A 19,505-nucleotide genomic window follows, 5' to 3' on the forward strand; every position below is an offset into this window, starting at 1 on the left:
GATTGGCCAAAATTGAGGTCGGCTTGTGCCACCATGAGCTTACAGGGCAGCCCTCAGGGATCCCCAATTATCGATGGGCGTTCGTACCAAACCGGCCATGCAGGACTCCGTCCCACTTAAGCGAGCAGCTCTTTGGGTTGGGCTGACGGTGGGGATAGGTCTCTGGCTTACCCCTGCCGTCGCCTCTGCCTCCTCAGGGATCCCCTTGGCTCAAGCCCTTGAATTTCGGGATCCCAACTTTTTCCTGGCCGATCCCCGACCCACACCGGCTGAAGCGCCAACTCCTGAGGGATCCCCTGCTCCGGCTCCCAGCCCAGTCGGGATCCCTTTGACCGGCCAAGAGGGCACAGAGGTGTTGGTGGGGAACATCCCGGTGTTCCGCCTGCAGACGGCAGACTACCCCAGCGATGTGCGGGCCGACAACGTTCGGGCGATCATCGAGCGCTTTCTCGAAGAAGGGCAGTTGCCGGAGCCAGAGGTACGGGTGGCCCAGGATGCCAATGGGCAATACATCTTACGCCTGGGGGAAAGAGGCCGCTTTGAGGCCACCCAACGGTATTTGTTTACCGTCACCTATGCCGATGCAGCCGCAGAGCGCAGGGTGACACCGGGTCAGGTGAACCTGAATGACGTGCGTCTGGTGGCCAATAGTTGGGCGCGGCGGTTGGAGCAAGCGATTGCCAATTACCGCGAAGACCTGCTGGCTCTGCAACGGGCCCAGGATCCGCGCGTGCTGGTTCTGACCCTCCTGGCAGGGATCGCCACCCTGGTGGTGGGGTTCTTTCTCTGGCGGCTGTTCGACCGCAGCTTAACCCGTCTGCAACGCTGGTTGGAGCTTAAGGCCGGAGAGGCCTGGGGCACCTGGATCGATGTGGGTGGGATGCTGCTGCGGGGCGTGGGGGCAATCCTCATCGCCGGCATCTCGCTGGATCGCGGTATCAGCTTCATCCCTGCCCTGCGACCTTTTCAGCGCTCCTTTTACCTGGGCCTGGGTCGTGTGGTCGCCACGGCTCTGGGCGTTCTCACCCAGCCTCTGCCCAACTCCAGCGTTTCGATTGCCAGCTTGCTGGTCTTCCTCGTTCTCTCCATCTTGGTTTTCACCGGCGCCCACTACGTCAGTGTTGGCTTCAAGCAGCGCTTTTTGGCACGCCTGGGGCTGGATCTGGGCACCCAAGAGTCTTCGGCGGCCATCTTCAAGTACATCCTGACCCTGTTCGGCATCCTTCTGGTCTTGCCCTTCAGCGGCCTTAATCTGGGCTCCTTGGCGGTTATTGCCGGGGCGGTGGGTTTGGGGATCGGCTTTGGTTTGCAAAACCTCTCCAACAACTACATCAGCTACATTGCCATTTTGCTGGAGCGCCCCATCCAAATCGGGGATCTGGTGGAAGTGGACAACCTGCTCGGCACAGTGGAGCGCATTGGCCCACGGGCCACCGTCTTGCGCACCCTGGATCGCATCTTTGTGATTGTGCCCAACTCCCGCTTTACCGAATCGAAGGTGGTGAACTGGAGCTACCGGGATCCCCGCTGTCGCATTCACATTCCTGTGGGCGTGGCCTACGGCTCCGATACCGCCCTGGTCACCGAAGCCCTGCTCAGCGCCGCCAGAGAAAATGCTCGGGTGTTGAGCAGCCCTGCCCCCCAAGTCTGGCTCAAGTCCTTTGGCCCTTCTGCACTTAACTTTGAGCTGCTGGTGTGGATCAACCGTCCTCAAGATCAGTTTGTCTTGATCAGCGAGCTAAACTTCCTGATCGAGGCTGAGTTTCGGCGACGTGGGATCCGCATCCCCTTCCCGCAACAAGATATTCATATCCGCAGCCTAGAGGGATTTGCCCCCCTCAGTCAAAATGGCGGATCCCCTTCTTTGCCCGATACCGACTCCATTCACTCTGCCCTCAAAGAAGCGGCTCAATCGCCGGAAGACCAAAATGGTGTTTCCTAAGCTATTGCCTGCCATTGACACCCTATCGACACCATGTTGCAGCGGTTAGATGAGGTACTGGGAAGCTTTGGCAGCCATCCCCGTTGGGCTGAACTGAAGCAAATGCAAACCCTGCGGCAGCTCTGGCCCGAACTCGTCGGAGAGGCCGTAGCCGCCCAAACCTATCCTCTCAGCCTGCGCCGACAGGTGCTGCAGGTGGCCACCTCTACCCCGGCCTGGGCACAAAACTTAACCTTGCAACGCCAGATCATTCTCAGGGAACTCAACAGCCGGCTACAATCTCCCCTCAGCGATATCCGCTTCAGCTCTGGTGCCTGGCACAAGGGATCCAGCCCGGCTGCCCCCCATCCTGATGCGGAGCTGACCAGCAAGTTTTATGGCGCTCCCCGCCTAGCAGACCAAGATGGACAACGCCCTGGATCCTGTCGCAGCCCCAATCCAAAACAGCCCGCCTCCGACCCGAAAGTGGCTTTCGAGCGCTGGGCCAGAGTGGTGAAACAACAACAAACCCAGCAAAACCTGTTCCCCTGCCCCGCCTGCCGCTGTCCTACCACTGCCGCCGAATTGGAGCGTTGGTTTGTCTGCGGGTTCTGCCATCGACAATCCTTACGCCCGCCCAGCTAACTCAGGAAACTCGAATTACGGTTGCTTCAAATGGCAATCAAACGATTCGTCAGGTCGATCCCCAACTTCTTTCTTCCTCTGAGAGAGGTTGTGGATGGTTACGGCAGCGGCAAGGAGCGCTTGGGAAGCGTCTCAACCCAGTTTGAAATGCAACTGCGAACCCTTAATCGTTCATAGCCCGATAGGTGGCTACTGAAGACGGCGATACACGGTTTAAATAGCGGAAGATCCAATACTTAAAAAGTGTATCCAGAAAAACCGGAAAAGTAGCAATAAAGCCGTAGATAAAATCGCGATTCTCCGGTACCCCCAAATGAGCAGCCAAATTACTCAGCAGCACCTCCCAGCCGTGGGGTGAGTGATAACCGACAAACACATCGGTAAAAAGAATGATAATGAAAGCCTTGGCACTGTCGCTGAGGCCGTAGATCAGACGATCCAAAAAAGACTTGAGGACTTCGATTTCCTCACGCCCAATAAAGATAAGCCAGCCAAACACCAGCAGCGAAAGCAAATCAGCAAGGATATTCTTCAAGCCTTCCGAGTTCCTACGGCTATATTTTTTCAGCAGTTCCTCTGCCTTCATGGACAGTTGCTCTTCTGATTCCAGATCCCACTCTGGGGGTTGATGGTGCAAAGCTCGCTCAAATTCTATTCTTTCCTTGAAAAACTCGAACTCTGACAGGGCTTTTTCTTGGAATTCGTGGCTTAGAGCCACAATGGCAGGCTCCCGTTGTTGGAAGTGATCCACCAATGGCCCAAACAGAAAGTTTTTCGAGAGGATCTGGGTGAGCAGAGGCAAAACGGCCAACAACAACAGAAAACGAATCGATACCAGTGTGCGAGTGCGAGCCTCCCGATACTCTTGGATCAGTTCCTCCTCGGCCTGGGAACTCAGCTCACGGCGGATTTGGCTGGCCGTGCGCAGAATGGAGCGGGGCAGAATCGCAGCTTTGGAAGCGACCGGGGCAGCGCCATTGCCGGAGCCTGCCTTGACAGAGACATTAGAAGAACTGGGTTCAGTTGAGGTAGGTTGTTCTGGCGGTTCGAGAGGCTCAGGTGAAGTGGAAATTGAAGCAGAGACAGGTTGGGATTTTCTGGTCGGGCGTTTGTATCGAGAAGTCACCTGATCGATAAACTGCAGTTTCTCCAAGATGGAAAGATCTCGTCTTTGGCGACCATTCTCAGGGTTTTCGCCGTTGCTTTCAGGAGCATCGACCTCAGCGGCATGGCGTTCTTGATCTTTATCTTGGGCAGAAACAGGGCCACTGCCATTTTGCTCGGGATCCGGCAGGCGAGAAAGGGCGCTGCTGGCTCTGAACTCTGCCAAACGCAGATCGATCTGGCGCAGTTGCCGGCGCAGTTGAATTTGAAAGTAGCGGCTGACATTCTGGCCATGTTGCCCGTTGCTGCCGATGGATCCTCCCTGGAAGTATTGATCCTCGATGGCTTTAATGCGCAGGGCAGCCTCATAAGCTTGGTCGAGGGAGCGCAGGGGGGTATTCGAGATCCATTGGCCCAGCCTGCTCAATACGGATTCTCCCATTGCTTGTTCCTGTGGCACTCCCCATCAGGGCCAATCCACACGTTACAGTGATCCAATTGACTAATTATTGTAACGAGTCCTGGGTGCCTAGGCGGGAATCCCAACGGTGGAGAAGCACTTGCAAAGACTGGCCCTGCCTCGACAAGAGTACAGACCAGCGCCTTTGGTCTAGAGCAACATTCAGCACCCCTTAAAGCGCTTGAGGGCAAAGCCACAGATCTGCAGCAGCCGCAGCCCCTCTCGCACATGGTGAATGTTGGAGCGACCATAGGTTCTGGGGAAATAGCGCACGGGGATATCCAGGATCTTCAGGGTGCGCTTGGCGGATCCCAGCAACAGGTCAAAATCTCCAAACGGGTCGAAATCCCCCCACTCTTGGCACAGCTTGGCAATCTGCTGGTAATCCTCCCGCCACAGGGCCTTGGTGCCACAGAGGGAATCTTTGATGCGGATGCCGAGAATGTAGGAGAGGAGAGCGGCAAAAAAACGATTGGCCCATTGGTTTAGCCGAGGCATTGCCTCTGGTTTCAGGGGATAGATAAGGCGACAACCATTGGCAAAGTCGCACCGCCCGGAAGCCACAGCCCGGAAAAACTTGGGCATGTCCTCTGCCTGTACCGTCAAATCGGCATCGAGGATGATCAACACATCCCCTGTAGCGGCAGCCAGCCCCTTGCGCACCGCATCCCCCTTGCCCTTGCCCTCCTGCCGTAGAGCCCGGATATTGCGGATCCCTTGATATTCGGCCTGCACCCGCTGGATCTCGGCCCAAGTCCCGTCGCTGGAATGCCCCTCCACAAAAATGATCTCGGTGCGGGATCCCATTTCGGGCAAGCGTTCCACGCAGCGGCGGATGTTGCCCGCTTCATTCCGAGCCGGAATCACCACGGTGCAGGAAGGTTGCTGCTCAGGGGGAGGATCCCAAGCCGGGTCAGGTTGTGGGCGAGCGATCGTATATTCCGTCAGGCAGAGGGCGTTGATCCCGGGCAGTGGGGCAATCACCTGGTTGATCACAGTTGAAAGGAGTGGGATCCGCCGCGGCAACAACAGCCGCTTGCCCTGCTGAATGACCTCGTATCCCGCCAGGTGCAGCAGATTGGCCACATCGGCTGCCGAGAGCCAATTAGCTGCCGGCAAGGGCATGCGCTGCTTCAGGAGGGTCGCCAGGCTCAGAATTGGCTCCCAGAGGGGGTTGTGGTGGGAGAGGATGAGGCGGGTGCGCGGGGTACAGAAGCGGCGCAACTGCTGGAGAACCTGCTGGATGTCGGCCAGGTAGCCCAGGGTATTGGTGAGGAGAATGACATCAAAAGGCTCCGCCAAGATGGGATCCCCTTTGTCCAAGGTGTGGGCATCTTGCACCCGGAAATGGAGATGGGGAAACTCTGCCTGCGCTTGGGCAACAATCTCCGCATCCCGGTCGATCCCCACCCCAACGCTGGGCTGCAGGGCGTTGAGCAGGGATCCCGTGCCGGAACCAATCTCCAAGATGCGCAAACCGGCAGGGACAAAAAAGCGATGCAGCCGCTCCAGATCCTCGTGGTAGTAGCGGTTTTTTTGCCGCCAGTAATACAAGGGGTGGGTCAACGCTGGCAAGGGATCCCTGGGGTATCGCTGGATAGTCTTCGATCATAAGGTGTGATCGTTTGCAACAACGGCTTCAAGCGCCTTAGATCTCAATCTGTTGGTCACCCAACCCAGCTGGATCCCCGACAACAGGGGCGAAGCCCTCCAGCGATTGCGTACCGCAGCCACATCTTGCCACCCCAGTCTCTCCCCACCCAGCGATAGCAGTACAGGGAAAAGGGAAGCATTGGCGGGCAAGTGCCAACGAGCGGGGATCTCAGCGACGACGCACTTTATCCCTTTGGCTGACAAAGATGATGGCGCCAAAGAGAGCCCCCAGCACAACTGCACCAGCCACCAAGCTCCAGAGGAAGTTAGCAAGTGAGGGAGTCATAAAAGCGTTTCCTCCTCGTGCAAATAACCATTGCCCAACGGCTTTTCGATTATACCGAGCCCTGCCCCCTTTCCAAAGCCTACCTTTGTCGCCCGACAGCAGGTCCTCTGCCGGGCATTGTCATTGGGTAGTTTGGTATTCCAGAGGCACCTCTTCTAAGGTCTGGCTCTTGCCCGCAAAGGGGTTATCCGGCGTTAAGAACAGCATACAGTGACATTCCTTTCGCTCCCGCATGGGTACACAGGGGCAGTTCCAGTAGCCGGCTTTCGCTTCTGCCTCTTTGTCTTCATAAAAACGACAGGGACACAGCGGGGCGCCCAATTGCTCTTTATGCAGAGCCAAGCCCTCGATCACCGCCGTTGTAATGGACGGATCCGAGCAGAAAAAGGTCTCGGAGCGTTTGGCGTAGGTTTCTGCGAAATGCCGCATCAACTCAAAGCTCTTCTGTGAGGACTTGTTGTAACCACGACTTTCCATGACGATTCCCAAAGGTGGAACTAACCGGCTGTTGCTAGCAATAGGGCTCACAGCTTTTTCCGGCGACACTTCCTGAAGTCGGTACAAACGTATGCGGGGCCGGGATGCTCCTGACTGACTCTACAGACCTCCCACAACGTCGGAAAAAGCTGTATCTTGCTCTTCGTTGTACTGCAGACCTCCAGGCAAGACAAAAAATCACGGCCTTGCTGTTACACATGGCAACATCCAGGCGCCGTAGCAAGAGCCAGCCTTGGCGTACCCTATAGAATACCGTTAATGGGATCCCTCTCCTCAGGGCACGACCAACACCGGGCAGGGGGCAAGATCGATCACGCGGTGGCTGACAGAGTTATTCTGCCCCTCTCCGGAGAGGGTGAGGCCGCGGGATCCCATTACAATTAGGCTAATCTCCAGCTCGTCTGCCACATCACAGATGACAAAAGGCACCTTTCCCTCTCGATACTCACTCTTGACGCTGTTGAGGCCGATTTGATGCAGGCCAGACTCCGTTTGCTTGAGCAGGTTGTGGATGTTTTGCCGAGCTTGTTCCGCCCTCTCCGCGTCCAGCTCCGCGGCATCCAGTACAGAGAGCAAGTACACCTGACTTTTGTAGCGCTGCGCTATGTCTGCCACCAAGGGCAAGGCGTGGCTGGTCTCACGCGAGTTGTCGATGGGAAAGAGCAGCTTGTCGAACATAGTCGCGGATTCCGCGGTCAAGCCCATTCCCTATCCAAGTTGGGGGCTTGCCCTATTCTATCAATTTTACCGGGAGCTCAATGGCCTCATTCCACCCCTGCCCGTTTTCCTGTTGTCAGGGGCTCCACCTGGGCTGCTTCGCCCTAGCTGCAAACGGAGCTCCTCTGCTGTTTGGATGAGTAGCCATTCTATCATCCCGCGAAAGTCCAGCCGCCCTAAGCCATGCTGGGCTGAAGTTTACGCAATTCCTGCCAAAAATCCATTATTTTCAGATTGACCAAACTTGGAAAAGAATAATGAAAAAAGTGTCGCCCCCCAGGGCAAAACCACATTTGATCCCCTGGCTTTAGGTGGTTTCTCCACTTCTCGAGCGAAGCAGGATCCACAATGGGGTCATCCTTGCTGGCGCAAACCAACATCGGCACCGACACTTTCTGGGCTGGAATCGCTATCACCTGAAATAGGGAGTGAGGTATGGGAGAAGTATCCAAATCTTTAGCCAGAGCATAGGAGAGTGAGCGTGCTCGCCACTGTTCTGAAGTAGGTAGAAGGCTCTGGGCTATACGCACCAAGAGTTGTTCCCGACTCCAGCAAAAGATTTTTCGCTGCACATAGAAATGGGCATGCCAAGTGGTAGCAGGCCAACCTCCCACGGCCAGCAAGGTCAGAGACTGTACCCGCTGTGGGTAACGGCAGGCAAAAAGATAAGCGGCCACCCCGCTCAAGCCGTGGCCGATAAGATGAACGGGTCGATCCCAAGCTTTGAGATATTCGTATAGCAGCGTGATTACAGTCTCCAGGCTACAAGGCTCATCCTGGGTTTGGTGGTACTCCCAGTAGGCTATCCGAAAGCATTTCCCCAGGGATCCTAATAAAGGCTGATCAAAGAGCTTGAGACTGGGAGAAATGCCCAGATACAGGGCCTCAAAAGCGAGCGCAGAAGCGGAGCTTAAACTCATATTCGCTATTCCATCTCGACTGTTAAAACCATCAAGGCTGCTAGCCAAACAAAAGATCTACAAAGTCCAGTAGCCAGAAACCAACCGGCAAAGTGCGGTTGAACCATGCAATTGTGAACAGTGCAATTGCCATTGGAAAATGCGGCCCAAAGGATCCGAGCCGATCTGGATAGAGGAGAGGGGACAATACCCCTCTCCTTTCTGCAGATCCCCGAACCAGGGAGCCTCAAACCTCATTCACAGCCCAGGCAAAATCTGGGCCAACACGTCCGCACTGTTCAGGAGCATGTAGGCAAACAGGGCACCGCCAACGCCGCCCACCAGAAACCCTCCCGCCAACTGGCTCCAGCCGGCACGGGTGCGCAAGTTTTCGGGCAAGTCCTCCGATCCTGCCGGTACTCGCACCGGCTGAGGGGATCCCTGCGATTCCGCCATCAGTTGCACTCCCGGCGTCGGATAGGCCACCTCTCCATAGGGGGTGTTCACCACCGCCACCAGCCGCGAGCGCGGAAAAGAGACTCGTCCATAGATCGAAAGACAAACCGTTAGGATCAGCACCAGACCAATGGCCGCCAGCGTACCTGCCGTCAGGGCTTGCTCCGAATTCCGCAGCGGACTCAACTTGTAAAACGGCCCCACCAGGAAGTACCCATGGGCCATGCCGATCTCCAAACCGCGCAGGAAAGGCGACAAGCCCTCCCGGTAGATGGGCAGGTTTTGCAGCAGCAGCAGGGTGAGATCGCCCTGGTTTACCGGCGTGTCCAAGTTGCCCACCTGGGGATCTGTGGCTCGCACCCAGCCCCCGCGCTGGAAGTCAAAGCCGCTGGCCGCCGCCCGCGCCCGGATGGCATGCCAGATGTGCCCCGCCAAAAACAGGATCCCCAAGACAAAGTGGGCTGTAGCCAACCAGGTACGGCTGCTTACAATTCCCCTTTCGTCAGCGGCCAGCCCCAGCGGCCCGTAAAAAGCCGCAGGGTAGGCGATCTCATTGACGCTGACAAAATAGGCCGCCAAGATGCCCATGTAAGCCAGGGCCCCCAGGCTGTAGGAGAGGTAGGCTTCGCCCGAGTAGATCAAGACTTGCTTGGCCCAGGCAAAGGGGCGCGTGGCTATGTGCCACCATCCCCCCAGCACGCAGAGCAGGCCCACGTAGATGTGTCCCCCCACCAGGTCTTCCAGGTTGTCCACGGCGGCCATGCCCTGCTGACCCATCAGCGGCGTCAAGTAGGCGAAGATCCGCAGCGGATTGAGGGTGGGATCCGCAACGATCCGCACGCGGCCCAGGTTGGCATCGTACAGCCCTCCCCAAAAGAGAGCCTTGGCCACCAGCAGCCATGCACCCAGCCCCAGCAGCAGCAGGTGGATGCCGAGGATGGTGGTCATCTTGTCGTCATCTTCCCAGTCGTAGCCGAAAAACTCGGCAAAGGTTTTCCCCTTGCTCAGCACCTCTGGTCCCAAAAGGGCATGGAAGATCCCTCCTGCCCCCAGCACCGCCGAGGCAATCAGGTGCAGAACGCCCACCACAAAAAAGGGATAGGGATCCGTGGCCACCCCCTCTGCATTCACGCCGATGCCCAACGTGGCCAAATGGGGCAGCAAGATCAGCCCCTGGCTGCCCATGGGCTGAGCCGGATCCCAGTGGGCCACCTCAAACAAAGTCATGCCGCCGGCCCACAGCATGATCAACCCCGCATGGGCCACGTGGGCCCCCAGCAGCTTTCCGGACAGATTCACCAAGCGAGCATTGCCCGCCAGCCAGCTCACCTGAGGGGATCCCTCAGCAGAGGTAGGCGATGAAGATAGAACTGCGCCAGTCATGACAAACTCCCACAGTATCCACAACAAGCTAAGAAGCCGAGTTTGAGATTACAGATTGAAGAGTGTTTTGAGTTTGGCCGTCCACTCTTTAATTCGTTTTTCCGTCAGCTCCGGCTGATTGTCTTCATCCAGAGCAAGGCCGACAAACTCGCCGTTAACCACTCCCTTGGACTCATTGAACTCGTAGCCTTCTGTAGGCCAGGAGCCGACGTTTTTTCCGCCGCGCTCGGCAATTTTTTGGGCCAGGATCCCCATGGCATCTTGAAAGTTGTCGGGATAGCCCAACTGATCCCCAACTCCAAAATAGGCTACCGTCTTACCGGAAAAATCGATTTCATCCAAATAGGGGAAAAACCCATTCCAATCGGCCTGCAGCTCCCCGATATTCCAAGTTGGACAGCCGATGATTAAGTAGTCGTACCTATCAAAGTCCTCAACCGTGGCCTCGGCAATGTTGATCAAATCTACATTGTCTTCGCCCAGCTCTTTTTGGATCATCTCAGCGGCTCTCTCGGTATTTCCGGTTTGAGTGCCGAAAAATAGACCTACTTTTGCCATTGCTCCTACCTCGAAACTGCAAGTGCAAAGCTCAAAATCAGATGGCTAGATTGCCGTTAGGCCTGCTGCGCTGCAAGTTCTACTCTGCCGGTACGGAAATTGAACCCTCGCGCTTTCAGGGCATGGAACAGGTGGCCCTGAAGGAAGAAAAAGGCCAGCCAAAAATGGGCATTGGCCAGCCAAACCCTAGATGTGAGAGCTCCCCCTTGCTCAAAGAAGGGATAGCGATCCAAGCCCACCTGCAGCAGCGGCCCATAGAAAACTTCGGGATAGACCACTGGGTTAACGGCAACGAAATAGGCGGCAATAAATCCCATCAAGGCCAAAGCTCCCAAGCTGTAGGAAAGATAAGCTTCCCCAGACCAGATAAAAATCCGTTCTGCCCAGGCAAAAGGCTTGGTCGCGATATGCCAAACCCCACCTGACACCAGGAGCAAGCCCAGCCAGAGGTGGCCGCCCACCACGTCTTCTAAAGTGTCCACCCCGGCGATCCAGTGGCGCCCTTCTATGCCCAACAGGTGGCCAAAGGGGTTCCAGTTGGGAGACACCAGGCGCACCTCTCCTGCCACCGGGTCGAACAAGCCGCCAAACACCACTGCCTTGAGCACCAAAAGCCAGGCTCCCAATCCCAGCAGCACCAGGTGGATCCCTAGGATGGTGGTCATCTTGTTTTTGTCTTGCCAGTCGTAGCTAAACAGGGGAAAGGCTTTGGGATCCAGCACCGCCGGCCCGCGCAGGGCATGAAAAATGCCGCCAAACCCCAAAAAGGCAGAGCTGATGAGGTGGATCGCTCCCACCGCAAAGTAGATATCCGTATCCAGGACTTCCCCGCCGGATCCCACCCCCAGCCCCAAGCTGGCCAGGTGGGGCAAGAGAATCAGCCCCTGCTCATACATCGGTCGGCTGGGGTCAAACTTGGCCAACTCGATCAGGGTCATCGCCCCTGCCCAGAGAACGATCAGCCCGGCATGGGCCACATGCGCCCCCAGCAGCCGGCCAGAAAGATCGGTCAAACGGGCGTTGCCCGCCCACCACGGGATCTGTTGTTGCGAGCTAGATCCCCCTTCTTGCTTGAGTGTCGTCGCTGTCATCTCCGCTCCTCTTGCGTTTCTAAACAAGCTTTTCTAGGAAAAGGCCAGAGACCTTGCCCCAGGCCCGCCTCTGGCCGCACGGACACATCCTTTCGAGACACGTAACCAACTGTTGAGAGTAAATCTCAACAGCGAGCTGTGACCTACTCTAGGCTTCTTGCAAACAAATATCAATGTCTTTAGAGTTAAGTTTTGTTAAGAGTCGGACTTGTATCCGCCCATAGCCCCACCTGGGGAAGCTGCAGATGGAAGCTGGCCCGCAGAGGGACGAGCCGGGCGATCCGGTGGCAGCCGGTGATAAAAATCTCTCCCTTCTTAAGATTGAGTCGCAATAGCTGGATTACAATCAAGCCAAAGTTGGCCAAGTCGAGGGCAAAGGAGTCGGAGGAGATGTCGAGGTATCTGAAGCTGTGGACGGGGATAGGGCTTTATGTTCTGGTCAGCGGGGCCGCTTGCGGGGAAACCCAAAAGGATCCCTCGGCTGCGGGCGGCGGGGATCCACCGGCCCTGAGCCAGGCTTCGCCTCAGCAGGCAGCTCAAATGAACCCGGAGTGTCGGCCTATCCCGGTGGATGGCGGCGGCGAGGGTGGGGAAGAAGGGGCAGGCTCTCGCCGGCCAGCCGTTGTGCTCTCTCCTGAGCAGCGGTTTCAGGATCGGCAGATTTTGCTCGACTTTGCCGATCAGGTGGTGATCCCTGCCTATGAGCAGTTGGTCGCCGATACCCAGGCCCTGTCTCAGGCCATCCAGGCCTTCGTGCAAGATCCCAATGCCCAGACTTTGCAAGCGGCTCGCCAGGCTTGGTCTGTTGCCCGCATCACTTGGGAGGAGAGCGAGGCTTTTGCCTTTGGGCCGGCGGCTTATTTGGGGCTGGATGCGGATTTGGACGAATGGCCCCTGAACGAGGTGGAGGTGCTGGAAGTTCTCAACAGCGGCGATCCCCTCACTCCAGAGACCGTGGCCGAGTTGGAAAGCGGGCAAAAGGGATTTCATGCCGTGGCCTTCTTGCTCTTTGGCGTGGATAACAACAAGTCTTTGCAAGACTTTACCGAGCGGGATCGGGAGTACTTGGCTGCCCTTGGCCCAGTTTTGGCGGATACGGCGGCAAAGCTGCTCAAAAGCTGGACAGAGGGAGTGCAAGGGCTGCCTGCTTTTCGCGAAGAATGGGTAAAAGCCGGCGAGGGCAGCAAGAGTTATCTCACGCTGCAAGCTGCTGCTGAAGAAATAGCCCAAGGTATTCTCGGCATGTTGGACGAGCTGGGCAAGGTCAAAATTGGCGAAGCCTTCGCCCAGCAAAATCCTTTTCTGCTGGAAAGTCGCTTTGCCCACCATTCGCTGCCGGAGTTCCAGGCCAATGTGCGCAGCGTTCAGTATGCTTACTTGGGCGGATTTAGAGATAGAAAAGGTCGTGGCCTGAGCCAATTTGTCCGGGACATCAATCCCAATTTGGATAGTCAAATTCAGTCGGAGTTACAAGCAGCGGCGGCGGCTCTCCAGGGGATCCCTGCCCCTATCGAAAAAAGCCTTTGCGATGCCAATGCCCGTGGATCTATTACTGCCGCTATGGAAAAAATTGAAGACGCTTTCGACAGCTTTGCTCAGGAAGTTGTGCCGCTCCTGCAGTAGTAAGAAAGTCCCAAAAGAGCTGAGTTGCCGATATTTTGATAGCCGATGCGTCGTCTTCTCCAGATTTTCATGCTGGGATTGGCCTCTCTTTGGGCGGCGAGCTTTCTGGCTTTCCCCGCTGCCCCAGAGGGATCCCAGCCATTGCCCCCTCGAGCGGGTGGCGAAACAACCCTTTGGAACCGCACCTCAACAGCCTACGAGCAGCCGGCTCCCAACTTGGATCCCCGCTGGGCCAGGTTGCATGCCCTGGGGGACATCGCCTTTGAGGCTCGCTTCGTCACCGCTCCGGCGCCTGTTAACCCCGGCCTTGGGCCTCTGTTCAACAACAACTCCTGCGCCGGTTGTCATGTTAAAAACGGCCGAGGTTTTCCTGACAAGGGGCAGCGGGTCGTCAGAGTCAGCCAGGTTGGATCCCTGGATAGAAGCGGGGATCCCCAGCCTTTTGGATGGGAGGCCATTGCTCCTCATAGCAACACTCCCCCTGTGGCCGGCATCGGCACGCAGGTTCAAGAAAAGGCCGTTCGGGGCTATCGGCCAGAGGCCAAGGTGGAGTTGCACTGGGTAGAGCAGACCAGAGAGTACGCCGACGGAACTCCCTACAGGCTGCGTTCTCCTGTTGTAAAGCTGTTAACTCTGGAGGGATCGCCCATCGATCCTGTCCTCATCTCCCTGCGGGTCCCTCAGCCGGTGTTTGGAGCTGGCCTACTGGAGGCAGTTCCTGAGTCTGAGATCCTAGCAGCAGCTGATCCTGACGATGCAGATGGAGATGGCATCTCTGGCCGCCCCAACTACGTCTGGGATCAAGAGCAGCAGCGTCTGGTGCTGGGACGGTTTGGTTGGAAAGCCAATACCCCCAACCTCAGGCAACAAACTGCGGCCGCCTACGCCAACGACATGGGTGTCACGAATCCTCTTTTTCCGGCCGCGGATGGCAGCCAAGATATCGACGAGGCCACTCTCCAAGCGACAACCGTTTACGTGCAAACCCTGGCCGTGCCTGGCCGCGCCCTTTGGCAGGATCCCCAAGTTCAGCGAGGGGAAAAGCTCTTCGTCCAAGCCCAATGCGCCAAGTGTCACCGACCAGAGCTACAAACCGGCATTCATGAGATCCCTGCCCTGGCCAACCAAGTCATCCACCCCTACACCGATTTGCTGTTGCATGACATGGGCGAAGGACTAGCAGATGGCCGCGCTGACTTCGAGGCCACGGGCCGAGAATGGCGCACCCCCCCTTTGTGGGGCATCGGCTTGTCGCAGACAGTTCTGCCCTCCTCCGGCTATTTGCACGATGGCCGCGCCCGCAGCCTCGAGGAGGCCATTCTCTGGCATGGGGGAGAAGCTGAACGCTCCCGCGAGATCTTTAAAAATATGGCTGCTGAAGACAGAGAAGCCCTGCTCTATTTTCTTCGATCCCTCTAGAGCTCTGCCCATTTCCGCAGCAGGTTCGCGTAAACTTTGGAGATCAAATCAAAGTGGCGTGTCTTGCCCGATTCCTGAAACATCTGCTGCCGCACAGTCTGTAAATCAAAGAGGATCTCGCGTTCTTGCGGATCCCTAATTAGGCTTTGAACCCAACTGACGGCAGCATAGCGGATCCCACGGGTTACAGGCTCAACTCGGTGCAAGGTGGAAGCAGGATAGAGGATCAAAGCACCCGCCGGCAGCTTGTAGGCTTGCTCCCCCTCGCTACTCTCGATCTTCAGCTCACCGCCATCATAGTCTTCAGGGGCACTTAGAAATAGCGTAAAGGAAATATCCGTGCGCATCAGCTGATGCCGATCGAGCATCAGCGCATCGTCGGTATGAGTGCCATAGGACATTCCCGCTTCGTAGCAGCTAATTAAAATGGAATGAATGAGCTTGGGCCGGGCAGCCATCTGGAACAACAAATTACGCTCTAGAGCTGCCAAGATAATCTCCTCTATCTTCCGTTGCTGAAGGGATCCCTTTGGCATTTGCCTATTGTTTTTGACAAGCCTGGCATTCCAGCCTGCCGTCAGAGCACCATCCACAAATTCAGCATCGGCTATGAGGGACAGAATCTGTTGCAATTCTGCTAAACTAAGAACATCGCCAATACACAAGATCATTATCAACCTCTAAAAAGCAAAATACATGACACCTTCTACACTAGCAAAACAAGCCTTATGAAAATCATGCCTACTTCGAGCATCCCTCGGAAACCTTAAGCATCTAGCAGAGAAAGTAGAGATCTTTTGCCCTATGCAGCCACCTTCTGGTATTCGACAAAAAGAGCTCTGCGAGCTATTGGGCTTAGACTACAAGGCTGTTGCCACCGAGGCAAAGCGTCTGGGCTTGAGCACACATGCCTATCTGCAACAGAAAACAGGTTGGATCCTGAAGGATGAACTCTATTATCCGCCCGGCACTACCTTTGACAAGTCAGCAGATGGCGAGTCAGTAGGATCGTCCCCTACCCCCTCAGAGGATTTGTCCTCTAGCAGCAAAATCAATTCCAGAAAAAGGAAAGACATCCTCTCACTGCTGTTGTTGCTTGTTGTCCTGTTAGCTGCCATCTTGCTGGCCCGTCGCTTAGATCCAGAGGCAACTCGAGAATTTATAGCAAAACTAGGCCCCTGGGCACCCCTTGCCCTGATTGGATTACGCTCCCTGAGTATTATTATTCCTGCCATACCCAGCACCCTTTACTCCATCTTGGCAGGAGCCCTCTTTGGATTTGGATCGGGAATCCTTTACATTGCAATTGCTGATTTTATCTCTTGTACACTTAACTTCTACCTAGCCAGAAAGTTTGGTAGAGACCTAGTACAGCGAGTAGTTGGGCGACAATGGATGTACAAAGTCGATGCCCTTTCAGCTAACTATCTGGAAAACAATATTTTTCTTACAGCTGGTTTTTTAATGACGGGCCTATTCGACTTTGTCGCCTACGCCGCCGGCCTAACCCAAATAAAATGGCAGAACTTTCTTCTCGCCCTAGCTTTGGGCATTGCCGTCTCTACACTCCCAGTAGTGGCTCTGGGGGCAGGGATCCTAGAGCAGGGAAGGTGGCTGCTGGGCTTTGCTTTGCTGGGAATGTTTGCTTTGGCGATGTTAAGCGGCTGGCTGAGTAAAAGGCGGCGTTCTTAACTTGCCTTTGATAAAGTCAGAACAAAAGCAAGGTCAGCAGTGGCTTCTAACTCATGGGGAACATTTGCCGAAATTAAGACAAATATGCCCGGAGATAGAGAGATCTTCTCACCTGCAAGGGTTAAGACTCCAGTTCCTTCAATGACGTGGAGAGTAGCGTCCCTTGTGGAGGTATGCTCGGAAATACTTGTGCCTCCCGCCATACAGAAAAGAGTATGTTGGCAGACTTCACTTTTCCAAATGATCTTGCTGAGAACTCCTTCCACAGAATAAGCAATGTGATCTTTGAGCTGCAAAAAAGGTGACTCAGGGGAGACAAGAGACATCATTAAGCCTCCTTCTTGGCAATCAGTATGATGTAGCCTAGGTTATTTCGATATCGGCTAAAGATTTGCTTCATAGATAAGATCCGCTGCCGGATTACAGGACGTGTAAGCACATTCCACACCATAGTTAAGAGCGTCGGCAATCCTTCCTCTGTAGCAATAGCAACGGGATTGAGCAAAGTTAAGGGGCCGGTGGCATACTGGACAACCGTAAGATTTGCTTGCTGAACAGTTGCAAGCCAGCTGTCAGTAGATAAAGGATTGGCATTGACATGGATTACGGAGGATAACTCCTTGCGGATAGCGTCGCTGTTGGATCCCTCAACTCGCAGCTCATGGCTGAGGAACTTACCCCCTGGCTTGAGGCAATTGTAAATCCCTGACAAAATCTTAGATTTTCCTGCATCGGACTGCATTGTTAAAATAGCTTCCGCCAAGACATAGTCAAATTTCTGATCGATTTGATCTAGGTGAAAGATATCGCCCTCGAGGATCTCAACTTGGCCGGCTAGCCCTGCTGCAGAAACATTAGCGCGAGTGCGAGCAATGTTATCTGGATTTTTCTCAATGCCGGTAACATGTATGCCATAGCGCTTTGCCAATCGAATAGCCGTGTAGCCAAGGCCTGAGGCAAGTTCCAGCACAGTTTCTCCTCGACGGAACTCGGCAAACTTGAAGAGCCGTTCGGTAGCGCCAAAGCCCCCCGGTCGAAGTGCCTTTTTACCTGCCGCAGCCAGTACCTGGTGTCCAGGTGCATTTTTTGAGTCCAGCTTAGACATAGGTAACTCCAAAAAAGATACAGCCTTTTAATTTAAAATAGGGTACAGGTATTCAAGAGGAAGGAGAGAAAGGAATGCCGACTCATTCTTTGGATTTGCGGCAAAGAGTTGTAGCAGCCTATCAGGCAGGTAACACCTCCATCCGCCAGGTAGCTAAACGCTTCATGGTGACCAAAAGAACAGTACACCGCTGGGTGCGTCAGTACCAACAAACTCAAGATTTAGCCCCTAAGAAAGCAGGCACCAAGCGAGTGGGCATTTTGGAACAACATCGGCAGGAAGTGATGGCAATTATTACAGAACACCCAGACTTCTACCTGTGGCAGTATCAAGAACTGTTGCGCGAGCGCTTAGGAATCAATGTAAGCATCGTCACGATACATAATTTCTTGAAAAAGCAAGGAATGACTCTAAAAAAAAGACCTACCGCAGTGCAAAAGTCAAAGAAGAGGAGGTGCAAAGGGAACGACTAGCTTATAGTCAAGAAGTCAGGAATATTCCAGCGGAGGATTTGATTGCCATCGACCAGACGGGAGTCTGGGAGGGAATGGAGCGGAGAGTATCTCGGAGTTTACGTGGTCAAAGGGCTTATCATTATCGTCAGAGATACAAGGGTGAAAAGTATACGGTTATTGGAGCTATTTCCTTGAGAGGTGTAGTTGGCTGTCGTGTCATCAAGGGTGGGATGAAGAAAGGAGATTTTTTGGAGTTTTTGAGAAGCGAGCTATGTCCGAAGCTAGATGCGAGGAAGGTTGTGATTATGGACAATTTAAATATCCACAAGAGTCGGGAAGTTGAGGAATTGATTAGGGGGACAGGAGCACGAATCCTATACCTGCCTGTGTATGCGCCGGAGTTGAATCCCATTGAGATGATGTGGTCGGTGTTGAAGCATTTTATTCGGCAGCTTTGCAGAATTGGGAAATATAGCATGGAGCAGATAGTGAAGACTTCTTTACTACTGATCAATCCATCCTCCTTCCGAAGTTGGTTTGCTAAGTGCTGCTATTGTACCCCTTGAGCCCTTAACAGGCTGTACCCTGTGGCCATCTGTTTTGAGCTTGGCTGTGAGCACCTCATCACCTTCTATAATGAGAGATGCCCACAGCCGCAAAGAAAAACTTATTTTTCTCAGCTATTCGAAAAATCGAATATTAGAGAAGAGGAAAAGTTGAGGGGATGAACTTTTTTGGCCATCCTGCTCTTCCCAAATTCTTCTCTCAACCAGAATCCAATACCGACCTATTTTTTGATAACGATCTTCGTAGATCATCTTTGCTTGAGTTTTTTCTCCAGTTCCTGGGCTACAATACTCAGCAGTGTAGTGAGTGGGTAGGTAGCCCTCACCTGTATCGTAAAACTCTTGAACTGAGACTGTAATTGTCCGATTGGCAAGATGGCGATGTACCATTTGAATGTGCTTGCCCTGAACCCAGTACCTATCGGTAGAAGATAAGCCCGAAACAAGAACTTCAGTGATGTCTGAATTTTGTGGCTCTCCATAGGCAAAGGTGTGGCCACCGTGTTCCTCGTCGAAGGAATGACGAACGCGATGCACCATGACTTCCCACATCTGTTCCCGTATTTTCTGGCGGATCTCCTCGTCCTCGACGCCGGCAACATCGATCTTCATGTTGCGGTCAATACTCACAACTCCTGAGAAGGAGAGGCTGCTGTCACCTTCTTTGGGAAAGTAGGTTATCTCAGCTCGGTAGCCAGGAAAGTCTTTGTCCCAGGTGTAGCGATTCTCAAAAGCCTCCTTGAATAGCTCTCGGGCCGGAGCTTGCTGTGCTGCCATAATCTCCTCCTTAATGAGAAATTTTACTATTTAAATCCTAGTAGAGGCTGATGGCTGGCCTTGGGATTTTAAGGTTTCCTTATGACTGGCCACCCGCTCAGCTCTCTTGTTCTCGAAGTTTCTCGAAGTTCTTGGCGGTTACCGATGGGCAGGAAGGAGGACCCTGTCTCTTATAAAAAACTCCGAGCCCACCAGAC

General features: G+C 54.6%; 19 protein-coding genes. 6 read left to right on the forward strand and 13 right to left on the reverse strand.

Annotation, left to right across the window (positions count from 1 at the left end; translation table 11 throughout):
- Positions 1–73: 73 nt before the first annotated feature.
- Together NW838_RS13730 and NW838_RS13735 are read left to right on the forward strand one after the other, a co-directional pair.
- The gene (locus NW838_RS13730) at positions 74–1,942 is read left to right on the forward strand and encodes a mechanosensitive ion channel family protein (protein WP_414357686.1); all 1,869 of its coding nucleotides are present in this window, start codon (positions 74–76) and stop codon (positions 1,940–1,942) included.
- 33 nt (positions 1,943–1,975) lie between these two features.
- The gene (locus NW838_RS13735; protein ID WP_414428226.1) at positions 1,976–2,566 is read left to right on the forward strand and encodes a DUF721 domain-containing protein; all 591 of its coding nucleotides are present in this window, start codon (positions 1,976–1,978) and stop codon (positions 2,564–2,566) included.
- A 163-nt stretch (positions 2,567–2,729) separates the two neighbouring features.
- On the opposite strand, the gene pxcA is transcribed toward NW838_RS13735, so the two are convergent.
- From pxcA to NW838_RS13780, 9 genes are all read right to left on the reverse strand, one after another.
- Positions 2,730–4,112, reverse strand: coding sequence for a proton extrusion protein PcxA (pxcA, locus tag NW838_RS13740; RefSeq protein WP_414428227.1), 1,383 nt, complete (start codon positions 4,110–4,112; stop codon positions 2,730–2,732).
- A gap of 180 nt (positions 4,113–4,292) precedes the next feature.
- The gene (locus NW838_RS13745) at positions 4,293–5,696 is read right to left on the reverse strand and encodes a glycosyltransferase (RefSeq protein ID WP_414428228.1); all 1,404 of its coding nucleotides are present in this window, start codon (positions 5,694–5,696) and stop codon (positions 4,293–4,295) included.
- 256 nt (positions 5,697–5,952) lie between these two features.
- Positions 5,953–6,069 carry a photosystem II reaction center X protein gene (locus tag NW838_RS13750; RefSeq protein WP_011432450.1) on the reverse strand — a complete coding sequence of 39 codons (117 nt, stop codon included), beginning with the start codon at positions 6,067–6,069 and terminating at the stop codon, positions 5,953–5,955.
- Positions 6,070–6,189: 120 nt separating this feature from the next.
- The gene (locus NW838_RS13755) at positions 6,190–6,546 is read right to left on the reverse strand and encodes a ferredoxin-thioredoxin reductase catalytic domain-containing protein (protein WP_414357690.1); all 357 of its coding nucleotides are present in this window, start codon (positions 6,544–6,546) and stop codon (positions 6,190–6,192) included.
- Positions 6,547–6,840: 294 nt separating this feature from the next.
- Positions 6,841–7,245, reverse strand: coding sequence for a universal stress protein (locus tag NW838_RS13760; protein ID WP_414357691.1), 405 nt, complete (start codon positions 7,243–7,245; stop codon positions 6,841–6,843).
- 215 nt (positions 7,246–7,460) lie between these two features.
- Positions 7,461–8,204 (reverse strand): alpha/beta fold hydrolase, encoded by a 744-nt coding sequence (locus tag NW838_RS13765; protein ID WP_414357692.1) that lies wholly within the window; start codon positions 8,202–8,204, stop codon positions 7,461–7,463.
- Positions 8,205–8,441: 237 nt separating this feature from the next.
- Complete coding sequence (locus tag NW838_RS13770) at positions 8,442–10,022, reverse strand: chlorophyll a/b binding light-harvesting protein (RefSeq protein WP_414428229.1); 1,581 nt, start codon at positions 10,020–10,022, stop codon at positions 8,442–8,444.
- A 48-nt stretch (positions 10,023–10,070) separates the two neighbouring features.
- Positions 10,071–10,580: a flavodoxin FldA gene (gene fldA, locus NW838_RS13775; protein ID WP_414358087.1), complete on the reverse strand. Its 510-nt coding sequence runs from the start codon at positions 10,578–10,580 to the stop codon at positions 10,071–10,073.
- 56 nt (positions 10,581–10,636) lie between these two features.
- Positions 10,637–11,671 (reverse strand): chlorophyll a/b binding light-harvesting protein, encoded by a 1,035-nt coding sequence (locus tag NW838_RS13780; protein WP_099812753.1) that lies wholly within the window; start codon positions 11,669–11,671, stop codon positions 10,637–10,639.
- 390 nt (positions 11,672–12,061) lie between these two features.
- On the opposite strand from NW838_RS13780, the gene NW838_RS13785 reads away from it, so the two are divergent.
- Entirely contained in the window at positions 12,062–13,294 is a 1,233-nt protein-coding gene (locus tag NW838_RS13785) for an imelysin family protein (protein WP_011433843.1), read from the forward strand.
- A 45-nt stretch (positions 13,295–13,339) separates the two neighbouring features.
- Positions 13,340–14,713 (forward strand): di-heme oxidoredictase family protein, encoded by a 1,374-nt coding sequence (locus NW838_RS13790; protein ID WP_414358088.1) that lies wholly within the window; start codon positions 13,340–13,342, stop codon positions 14,711–14,713.
- Here the strand turns inward: NW838_RS13790 and NW838_RS13795 are convergent.
- Positions 14,710–15,384, reverse strand: coding sequence for a Fe2+-dependent dioxygenase (locus tag NW838_RS13795; RefSeq protein ID WP_011431398.1), 675 nt, complete (start codon positions 15,382–15,384; stop codon positions 14,710–14,712). The two genes, NW838_RS13790 and NW838_RS13795, sit on opposite strands and share 4 nt — an antisense overlap.
- 133 nt (positions 15,385–15,517) lie before the next feature.
- Here NW838_RS13795 and NW838_RS13800 point away from each other — a divergent pair, with 133 nt between their 5' ends.
- Positions 15,518–16,405 carry a TVP38/TMEM64 family protein gene (locus tag NW838_RS13800; RefSeq protein ID WP_414358091.1) on the forward strand — a complete coding sequence of 296 codons (888 nt, stop codon included), beginning with the start codon at positions 15,518–15,520 and terminating at the stop codon, positions 16,403–16,405.
- Here NW838_RS13800 and NW838_RS13805 read toward each other — a convergent pair.
- Both NW838_RS13805 and NW838_RS13810 read right to left on the reverse strand, forming a co-directional pair.
- On the reverse strand, positions 16,402–16,734 hold the full coding sequence (locus NW838_RS13805) for a cupin domain-containing protein (protein WP_011433845.1): 333 nt from the start codon (positions 16,732–16,734) through the stop codon (positions 16,402–16,404). The genes NW838_RS13800 and NW838_RS13805 overlap by 4 nt on opposite strands.
- Complete coding sequence (locus tag NW838_RS13810) at positions 16,734–17,510, reverse strand: SAM-dependent methyltransferase (protein WP_414358094.1); 777 nt, start codon at positions 17,508–17,510, stop codon at positions 16,734–16,736. Before NW838_RS13810 ends, NW838_RS13805 begins: the two co-directional genes overlap by 1 nt.
- A gap of 74 nt (positions 17,511–17,584) precedes the next feature.
- Between NW838_RS13810 and NW838_RS13815 the strand changes: the two genes are divergently transcribed.
- Positions 17,585–18,531 (forward strand): IS630-like element ISSoc15 family transposase gene (locus NW838_RS13815; RefSeq protein WP_148203181.1). Its coding sequence is split into 2 segments (ribosomal slippage): positions 17,585–17,921 and positions 17,921–18,531, totalling 948 coding nucleotides; the frame shifts between segments, so codons are not numbered across the junction.
- A gap of 114 nt (positions 18,532–18,645) precedes the next feature.
- Here the strand turns inward: NW838_RS13815 and NW838_RS13820 are convergent.
- Positions 18,646–19,308 carry a DUF3386 domain-containing protein gene (locus tag NW838_RS13820; RefSeq protein ID WP_011431401.1) on the reverse strand — a complete coding sequence of 221 codons (663 nt, stop codon included), beginning with the start codon at positions 19,306–19,308 and terminating at the stop codon, positions 18,646–18,648.
- Between the last annotated feature and the right edge of the window lie 197 nt (positions 19,309–19,505).

Source organism: Synechococcus sp. R55.2, assembly GCF_047462075.1.
Taxonomy (GTDB): domain Bacteria; phylum Cyanobacteriota; class Cyanobacteriia; order Thermostichales; family Thermostichaceae; genus Thermostichus.